The organism is Streptomyces sp. NPDC006733, assembly GCF_040636125.1.
In the GTDB taxonomy this organism is placed as follows: domain Bacteria; phylum Actinomycetota; class Actinomycetes; order Streptomycetales; family Streptomycetaceae; genus Actinacidiphila.
Genome location: NZ_JBEYJD010000108.1, coordinates 1 through 7299 on the forward strand (window position 1 = coordinate 1; position 7299 = coordinate 7299).

Sequence of the window (7299 nt, forward strand, 5' to 3'; positions counted from 1 at the left end):
ACGTAGAGGTTCTACCGGACGGGTCGAAGATCAAGCTCGGAGTGTTTCTCAGCAACAGCCGCAGTCGCCGGGCCAAGCTGACCGCCGACAAGCTCGCCGCGCTCGCCGCGCTCGGATTGGAGTGGGCCGTATGAACACCGGACAGCACGACGCGGACGCCTACGGCCAGGAGCTGGCCCGCATCAGCCACCACCAGCGCGAGGCCACCAGCGCACGGTTCACGGTCTTCCCGTCCCTGGCCGCCGCCGGGATCGGCCACGAGCAGGCCGACAACATCGTGGCGATGTTGGAGGCCGGAGCAGTGGCCGGCGCCCACACCTGGATCTCCGAGAGCAGCCCCCCGCACGGGTCCGAGCCGCGGTTCGAGGACGGTTGGTTCGCCGGGGTCCGCGACGTCGCCAGCTACCTGCTGCGCATCGCCGACACCACCGCCACCACGGGGCGCGGGCGCGCCGCCTCCAGGCGACGGCGGAAGAACCCGCCCCGGCCCCGCTGGAGGCGAAAGACGTCCTGGCGGCGGCGGAACGCTTCCCGTGGGCCCTTGCCGCGCCAGGGACACGGAACTGGCCGGACGGGGCGTTCCTGGACGTCGCGCTGAGCGCGGTGCGCCCCGAGGAACACGTCGGGTACACCGAGCGCCTGGAAGCGTTCGCGAAGGAGCACCGCGTCCGCTTGGAGGAGCTGCTGCGCGCGTACGGGCCGGGTAGCCGGCCTGCCGCGCACGGCCGGTACGCGCTGATCGGACAGCCCGAGACCCTGGTCATCCTGGAGCGGATGGAGACCCATCCGTTCGCTCTGCGCGGCCGGTGGGAGAAGGAGGAGGAGATCGTCCTGCTGGACGACCTCGAGTTCGCGTGGGGGCCGCGCCTACGCCTCAGCCGGTGAGGCATGGGACTGGCGGGGGACGAACGGCGGGGCCGGGCACGGTGTTCCTGCCCGGCCCCGCCGCTGTTTCTAGCCGCCGAAGACCGTGCTGTACGCCTCCTGCCCTTGCTGGATCGTGGTAGTGAGGGCCGCGGTTGCTGCGCCGATCTGGGTGAGCCTGCCCATGAGGGCCTGGTAGGCGCTGCTGATGCGTCCGGGCTGGGCGGCCTCGCTGCTGGCCTCTTCGCCCAGGACTTCGGCATCGTGGATGAGGTCGGCCTGCTGGGCGTCGTCCAGGCCGTAGACCGGGGCGAGCTGTTGGACCAGGGCGGCGAACTCACGCAGAGCGGCCGGGTCAAACCCGTTGTTGTGGTTGTGCTGCTCGACCTTGCCCTGCGATCCGGCGACGACGTTCGTGTTGCCGGTGATGCTGTAGTAGTCGCCGGGGCGGGTGCGGTTGAGGTAGTCGCTCACGGTTGCTCCAGAAAGTACGCAGTCGATGCCGTCGATGGTGAGGGCGACGGTCGTCGGTTCGATGCCGACCTCCTCGATCAGCCAGGAATGACGCAAACGTGCCAGCGCGTAGTGGAGTTCCGTGCCGGAGAGTTCGCCTCCGGCGAAGTGCGACTGGTCGGTGTCAAGGAAACCGGTCGGCTGGACCGGGTGCTGGTCGTGGGCCGTGGCGTAGAGCCAGCGCAGGAAGGCGTCGGTGGCGTAGCGGTGCCGGGCTGCGGGCTCGTCCCGGAGCTGGGCAAGCCGCCGGAGCTCCACCTGCCCGTCGGCGGTCACCCGGTAGGAGTCCGCTGCGCCCATCGAGCCCATGGCGGCGATCAGACCGTCGCGCTCCAGGGTGTGCGCCAGGACGCGGACGTCCTCCACCGGCATGCCGGTGTGCTCGACGTAGTGGCCTTCCGCCGAAAACTGGCGGGGGGACTTTTCGCCCAGCCAGACCAGCAGTCGCACCAGCTGCGGGTCCTGCTCGATGCCGATTCCGATCATCCCGGAGGACGGGGCGAAGCCCCGGCCGGCGACCGGCACAGTGACCGGGTACTTCTTCGCGGCCCGCTCGTACGCCTTGTTGATCTCCTTGACGTGCTTCTCGATCGCCCGGTGATCGATGTTGTTGCTGCCCACTTGCCCTCCTCACACTTGCTGGTCCGAGCGTAGTGAGGGGCACTGACAGGGGGTCTGGGGTCGGTCGCCGTGGCCACGATGGCGCCACGCAGTCGGTTGGAGCGGGTGCTGCGCGGTGGCCGGCCGTTTGGCTGTCGTCCCGGCCGTCGACGACGTCGCCCGTGCGGGTGAGACGCGGGCCGGGTCGCGGGTGTCTGGGGGCATGGGCCCTCTAGCGTGCGGCCATGGACGACGACACCCCGATGCCCGAGCCGTTGCGGCGGGCGATCCACCAGATGGTCTCCGACGCGGTGCAGAACCTCCAGGAGGTGCTGCGGTACACCGAGCCGGACATCGCACACGACTGGAAGCGCATGACGCTGATCCGTGCCACGGACGCTTCCGACACGATGGACCAGGCATCCCTGCTGATCGCCGCGTACTGCCAGCACACCGGCATGGCCATGGACACCCTCGCGTCGTATCTGCAGACCCGACAGCAGCACAGCCGGGCGGCCGGACCGACGCATGACGACCGCGCGCACCTTGCGGGTCTGCTGGGTGAGCCGGCCCCCGAGAGCACGGGAGGTCCAGGGGCCTCGGGCCTGCGCTACTGGCGCGGCCAGCACACCGCCGAGAACGCGCAGCAGGTGGACGACGACCCGCAGAAGCTGTTCACCGAGGCGGTGCTGCACGGGCTGCGGGCCCGGATCTGCGACGACGTCGACGCCTTGGACAGCTACCTGCCGCCGCACGTCGCGGAGCTGGCGCGGAAGGTCGCCGGGGTGCTGGAGGAGCCGCAGCCGGCCCCCGTGTAGCACCGCAGTCCCAGCAAGGTCGTAACACCGGCTACGCCCGGTCGTTGAAGAGTCGGTCAGCGAAGTGCACAGCGGGACCCGGGAGTGTCATGGCCCCCGGGCCCCGTGCAGACGAACATCGACGCCGCGGGGACAGGAGGCTTCTCCTGTCCCCGCGGCGCTCTCTACCTGATCAGGTCAAGCCGTACGGGCATCAGCAAGTGGCGGTAACCGTCACCAGCCACGTCGGGCCCGTCGGTGAGCAGCACGGGCTTCTTGCCCTGCCCGTCCTCCATGGGGCGCAAGTGCAGCGTGAGGGTGTCTGCGGGGAACGTTCCGAGCGCGTCGAGCAGCAGGGCCGGGTTGAACGACAGGCTGCTGCCCCGGACGTTGTCGGCAGTGCCGTGTGTGAAGGCGGTTGGGATCTCCATTCCCTTGACGCGGGCCCGGTCGTCCTCACCGATGCGCGGGAAGAGGGTGAGTACCTTGTCCTCGCTCCAGGCGAGAGTGACCGCAGCGCCGTTCTCTCCCTTGGCTTTGATCAATGCCGCCGCCTTTTTCACGGCCCGCACCAGGGTGGAGCGCTCTACCCGGATGGATGTCTCACGCTTTGTCGGGAACAGTGATGTGTACTTGGGTAGGCCGCCTTCCAACGGTCGCATCGTGATCCTGGTGTTCCCCACCGTGAGGGTGGTCCGGGCTACGCCGTCGACGTCGGCCTCAATGATGCCGATGCCCACTGGTCCCTCGTGGCACTTCAGCCGCTTGGCAAGACGTCGCAGCAGGTCAGCGGGAATGAGCGTGGTGAGGGGCTTCTCCGACGGCTCCACGGTGGCGTCGGCGGGAACGGTGGCCACACCGAACCGGTACCGGTCGGTGGCCGCCATGGTGAGCGTCTCGCCCTCCAGCGTCATCTGTACGCCGGTGAGCGCCGGAAGGGTGTCATCACGGCCCGCGCACGGCAACACCCGCTCCAGCTGAGACAGGAACGCTTTCGCGTCCACGGTCGCCATGGCGGGCACCGACTCCGGCGGGTGGGTGAACTCGTGCAGGTCGCGCACCATGACCGGTACTGCCATGTCCGGGGTGGACAGCAGGTCACCGGCGAGCGCGACAGGAATGCGATTGGCGACCGCCTTGGTCTCTCCGGCGGCGAGCGCGGCAAGTGCCTTCTTCAGCTCGTCGAAATCGAGCAGCGACCAGCCCTTGGCCACGGGTGTTGCGGCGGGGATCGTGACCGATACGGCGGTCCAGAAGTCAAACGTTTCGACGGTGAGCCGGTCGCGTCCTGCCTGCAGCAGGACCCCGCACTGTGCGGGCGGGTTGGGCAGGTCCGGTGCGCCGAACTCGGCGAGGTTGAGCGCCTCGGTGAGCTCTGCGTGAAGCGCCGCGAAATGGGCGGTGGGCTTCACCGGCTCGGCGGTCTTGGTCTCGGTGCTTGCCTGCGTCATGGGGTGCCTTCCCTGGGTGTGTGTTGTCGGTGGGGCGGGGGTGCCACTCCCCCGCCCCAGGGGGTTGCGGTCCCGTAGTGGGGCCGCACGGGTGGGTTTTAGAGGGGGCGCGGATTGATGGCCGTGTCCAGGAATTCCAGCCGGTCCGCGGCCGTCCGCATCCACGCGCGGGCGTCGTCGTGATCAGCGTCCGGCGCGGCCAGGATCGCGGCCGCATCCATGAGATGAGCCTCAACCCACGCATTCGTGCACGCGGCCAGGACCCACAGCCGGAACGCGAACGTGCTGAGCGGGTAGATCATGCCCGCCGCACGGGCCTGCTGGGCAGCGAACTCGGCTTCATCGGCCGCAAGGATCGTGCGCGAGCGGAAGACGGTGACCATGCTGTACAGCCACTCGGCGCCGATCGGCCGATCGGCCAGCGAGGTACGGCGCAGCATCTCGGCTGCCTGCATCGCCCGACGACCGACGGTGCGCAAGTCGGTCACCTCGCGGAGCGTGAGCACATCGAACCGGGACTGTTCGTCGCCGCCGAACACGTCGCGCAGCATCTTCGCGACCCACGCATTGCCGTGCAGCGGGCCCGGGGCCGCGGCCGTCAGATCGCGCTCGGCAACAGGGCTGGGGCTGTGCTTGGACATGACTCTCCCTCGAATTAGTGGTGTGTTTCGGTTGTCGGCCGATTGCCACTACCGACCAACAAGACAACTATATCCCATGTTGCCCACAATCGGGGTTGTGGCGGGTCACGTTCTTCCCCGAATTCCCCTTGGTCAGAGACGGTTTGGTTGGGGTTTCGGCACGCGTGTCGCTCCCCCGCAACTTGGGGCCGGGGCGCAGCCGATGGGCTGCGCCCCGGGGGGATCTAGGCGTTCAGGGGCGGTGCCTCGGCGTACTCCACGCCGCGCTCCGGCGGAATCGGCTCACCATCAGGGTCGATGCAGTAGGCGTTGAAGACTTGGGCGCGGCTGAGCGGGACGGCGGCGTCGTCCTGCAGGTACCAGCCGCACACTCGGAAGGTTCCGTCCTCGTTCGCGGTGCGCACGACCAAGCCGCCGATGCGGCCCGCCAGCATCAGCGTCACGATGCGTTCGGTGTCGCCCTGGTCGGCCGTGATTCGCGCGCCCGCAGTGCAGAACGGCACCGTGGTGACGAAGTAGTCGTCCGACGCGGAGTGCGCGCGGATCGAGACGGTGAGTGCATGGCACCCATCGCCGACGGCGACAAAGACGCTGTTGAGCAGCGCGGCGGCGCTCTCGACCGCTCGCGGGAACATTGCGTGCAGGAAGTCCATGGATTCGCTCGCTCTCGTGTGCGTTCTCGGTGGCGGCGGGGGTGCCACTCCCCCGCCGCTCGGGGCCCGGGGCGCAGCCAGTGGGCTGCGCCCCGGGTCGGGTTAGTCCCAGTCGGGGTCGTTCTGGCAGTGCGCGTACGCGCTGGCCGCTGCGGCGTCAGCGTCGGTCGCGTCGAACTCCATGGCCCACCGGGTGAACTCGTCCTCGCTGCTGCGCAGGCAGACGATGTCGTCGGCGACCGGGCCGGGCAGAACCGCGGCGATGAGCAGTTCGCTCAAGTCGACGTCCATGCGCAGCCCGATGACCGTGAACGTCTGGGTGGCGGGGGCGCTCATGTGGTGCGTCGCGGCCGGGGCAGGAGCGCGGGCCGCTGGAGATAGCGGTCAACCAGCATGAAGGCCTGGTCTTGGGTCAGTCCGAGGATGTTGCCCTGGGCGTCCGTGGAGCCGGTGAAGACGATGTCCCCGAAGTACGGGCTGGGCAAAGCTTGGTAGGTGCTCAGGAGCGCGCAGGCGGGGCCGTTCAGCGGCTGGTTGAGCAGGAGGGCGTCCTCGTCGACCCACATGATCAGCTGGGTGGTGAGGTCAATCGGCCGCGCGGTGGTGCAACACAGCGCGTCGTCCGGAGTGGCGACGGTGTCCCAGTGGAGCAAGCGGAACCTACCGGTGGGCGAGACCCACAGTGCGAAGGTCTCCACTGCCATGGCGGTCGCGGGCATAGATGTCCCCTTTGAATCGGAGGGTGTGCTTTCGGTTCGTGGTCGACTGCCACCGCCGACCAACAAGACAACTATACCATCCAAGCATCACAAATCGGAGTGAAGTGTGGGCCTTTCGCGGCTTTGTTTTCCCACGTCAGATGCCATTTCGTGCCTCTCGGGCGGGGCAGCGTGCGGGGCGTGTCGTCACTCCCCTGGCGCGAAGCGTCGGGGACAAGGGAGTTGGCAGCGCGGAGCGAGGGGCCGGGGCGCGCAGCGCGCCGGGACCGGCTGCCACCTCCCGCAGCGCGTGAGAGCGCGCAGCGCTCGGTCCGGGCCGCAGCGCAGCGGAGGCCCGGCACGCGGGGAGGCGGTACGGGGAAGCGCAGCGGACTCGTACCGCCGGACGGCGCGGACTGCACGGTGCCCCGCCCGAGAGAACGGGTGTGCAGCCTCACAGCGCCGCACGTTGCCTACTACCGCGTTGCTGCTCCCTGTTGCCGCCGTGTCAGAGGGCGTTAAGTCCCGTTCCTGATGATCTGGTGTCGCCCGATCGTGGGGTTAGGACTGTTCGCGCTGACCATCATGTCGTGAGCATGGTGAGGTCGCGGGCATGGACAGAATGCCGTACTCAACTGACTTGTCCGACGAGCAGTGGGCGTTGATCGAACCACTGATCACCGCGTGGAAACAGGAGCGGGTCGCTCGGTCGGCAACTGGGGACCCGGGCTCCTGTGACCTGCGTGAAGTGCTGAACACGCTGCTCTACCAGAACCGGACGGGCTGTCAGTGGCGGCTCCTGCCGCATGATTTACCGGCCTGGTCGGCAGTGTTCTACTACTTCACCCTGTGGCGCCAGGACAGCCTCGACCAGCGGATCCAGGAGATTCTGCGCTGCCAGGTGCGGGAGCGGTTCAGACGATTTGAGGACCCGTCCCTGGTGATCATCGACACCCAGTCCGTCCGCGTGGCGGCCGGGGTGCCGAAGAAGACGACGGGACTGGACGCGAACAAGAAGACGCCCGGCCGCAAGCGTGGGCTCGCCGTGGACGTCATGGGCCTGATCATCGGCGTGGTGGTCC

The 7299-nt window shown here is 68.6% G+C and carries 10 protein-coding genes; 4 read left to right on the forward strand and 6 right to left on the reverse strand.

The features are described from left to right. The first annotated feature begins 130 nt into the window (after nt 1-130). A complete protein-coding gene (locus ABZ721_RS40605) occupies nt 131-598 on the forward strand; it encodes a hypothetical protein (RefSeq protein ID WP_358793872.1) in 468 nt (155 codons plus the stop codon). A gap of 5 nt (nt 599-603) precedes the next feature. After that, a complete protein-coding gene (locus ABZ721_RS40610; protein WP_358793873.1) occupies nt 604-885 on the forward strand; it encodes a hypothetical protein in 282 nt (93 codons plus the stop codon). Between the two features lie 69 nt (nt 886-954). Here ABZ721_RS40610 and ABZ721_RS40615 read toward each other — a convergent pair whose 3' ends face one another. Continuing rightward, nucleotides 955-1998: a hypothetical protein gene (locus ABZ721_RS40615; RefSeq protein WP_358793874.1), complete on the reverse strand. Its 1044-nt coding sequence runs from the start codon at nt 1996-1998 to the stop codon at nt 955-957. Between the two features lie 224 nt (nt 1999-2222). Between ABZ721_RS40615 and ABZ721_RS40620 the strand changes: the two genes are divergently transcribed. Continuing rightward, the gene (locus tag ABZ721_RS40620; protein WP_358793875.1) at nt 2223-2795 is read left to right on the forward strand and encodes a hypothetical protein; all 573 of its coding nucleotides are present in this window, start codon (nt 2223-2225) and stop codon (nt 2793-2795) included. Nucleotides 2796-2959: 164 nt separating this feature from the next. Here ABZ721_RS40620 and ABZ721_RS40625 read toward each other — a convergent pair whose 3' ends face one another. The 5 genes from ABZ721_RS40625 to ABZ721_RS40645 form a co-directional block, all read right to left on the reverse strand. Continuing rightward, complete coding sequence (locus tag ABZ721_RS40625; RefSeq protein ID WP_358793876.1) at nt 2960-4225, reverse strand: DNA polymerase III subunit beta; 1266 nt, start codon at nt 4223-4225, stop codon at nt 2960-2962. 98 nt (nt 4226-4323) lie between these two features. After that, nucleotides 4324-4866 carry a hypothetical protein gene (locus ABZ721_RS40630; RefSeq protein ID WP_358793877.1) on the reverse strand — a complete coding sequence of 181 codons (543 nt, stop codon included), beginning with the start codon at nt 4864-4866 and terminating at the stop codon, nt 4324-4326. Nucleotides 4867-5090: 224 nt separating this feature from the next. Further along, nucleotides 5091-5519 (reverse strand): hypothetical protein, encoded by a 429-nt coding sequence (locus ABZ721_RS40635; protein ID WP_358793878.1) that lies wholly within the window; start codon nt 5517-5519, stop codon nt 5091-5093. Between the two features lie 102 nt (nt 5520-5621). Then, nucleotides 5622-5855 (reverse strand): hypothetical protein, encoded by a 234-nt coding sequence (locus ABZ721_RS40640; RefSeq protein ID WP_358793879.1) that lies wholly within the window; start codon nt 5853-5855, stop codon nt 5622-5624. After that, nucleotides 5852-6223, reverse strand: a complete 372-nt coding sequence (locus tag ABZ721_RS40645) for a DUF3846 domain-containing protein (RefSeq protein WP_358793880.1) — start codon at nt 6221-6223, stop codon at nt 5852-5854. The genes ABZ721_RS40640 and ABZ721_RS40645 overlap by 4 nt, the downstream gene beginning before the upstream one ends. A gap of 607 nt (nt 6224-6830) precedes the next feature. On the opposite strand from ABZ721_RS40645, the gene ABZ721_RS40650 reads away from it, so the two are divergent. Continuing rightward, nucleotides 6831-7299 (forward strand): transposase (locus ABZ721_RS40650; protein WP_358793881.1); only part of this gene is annotated, 469 nt, incomplete at its 3' end.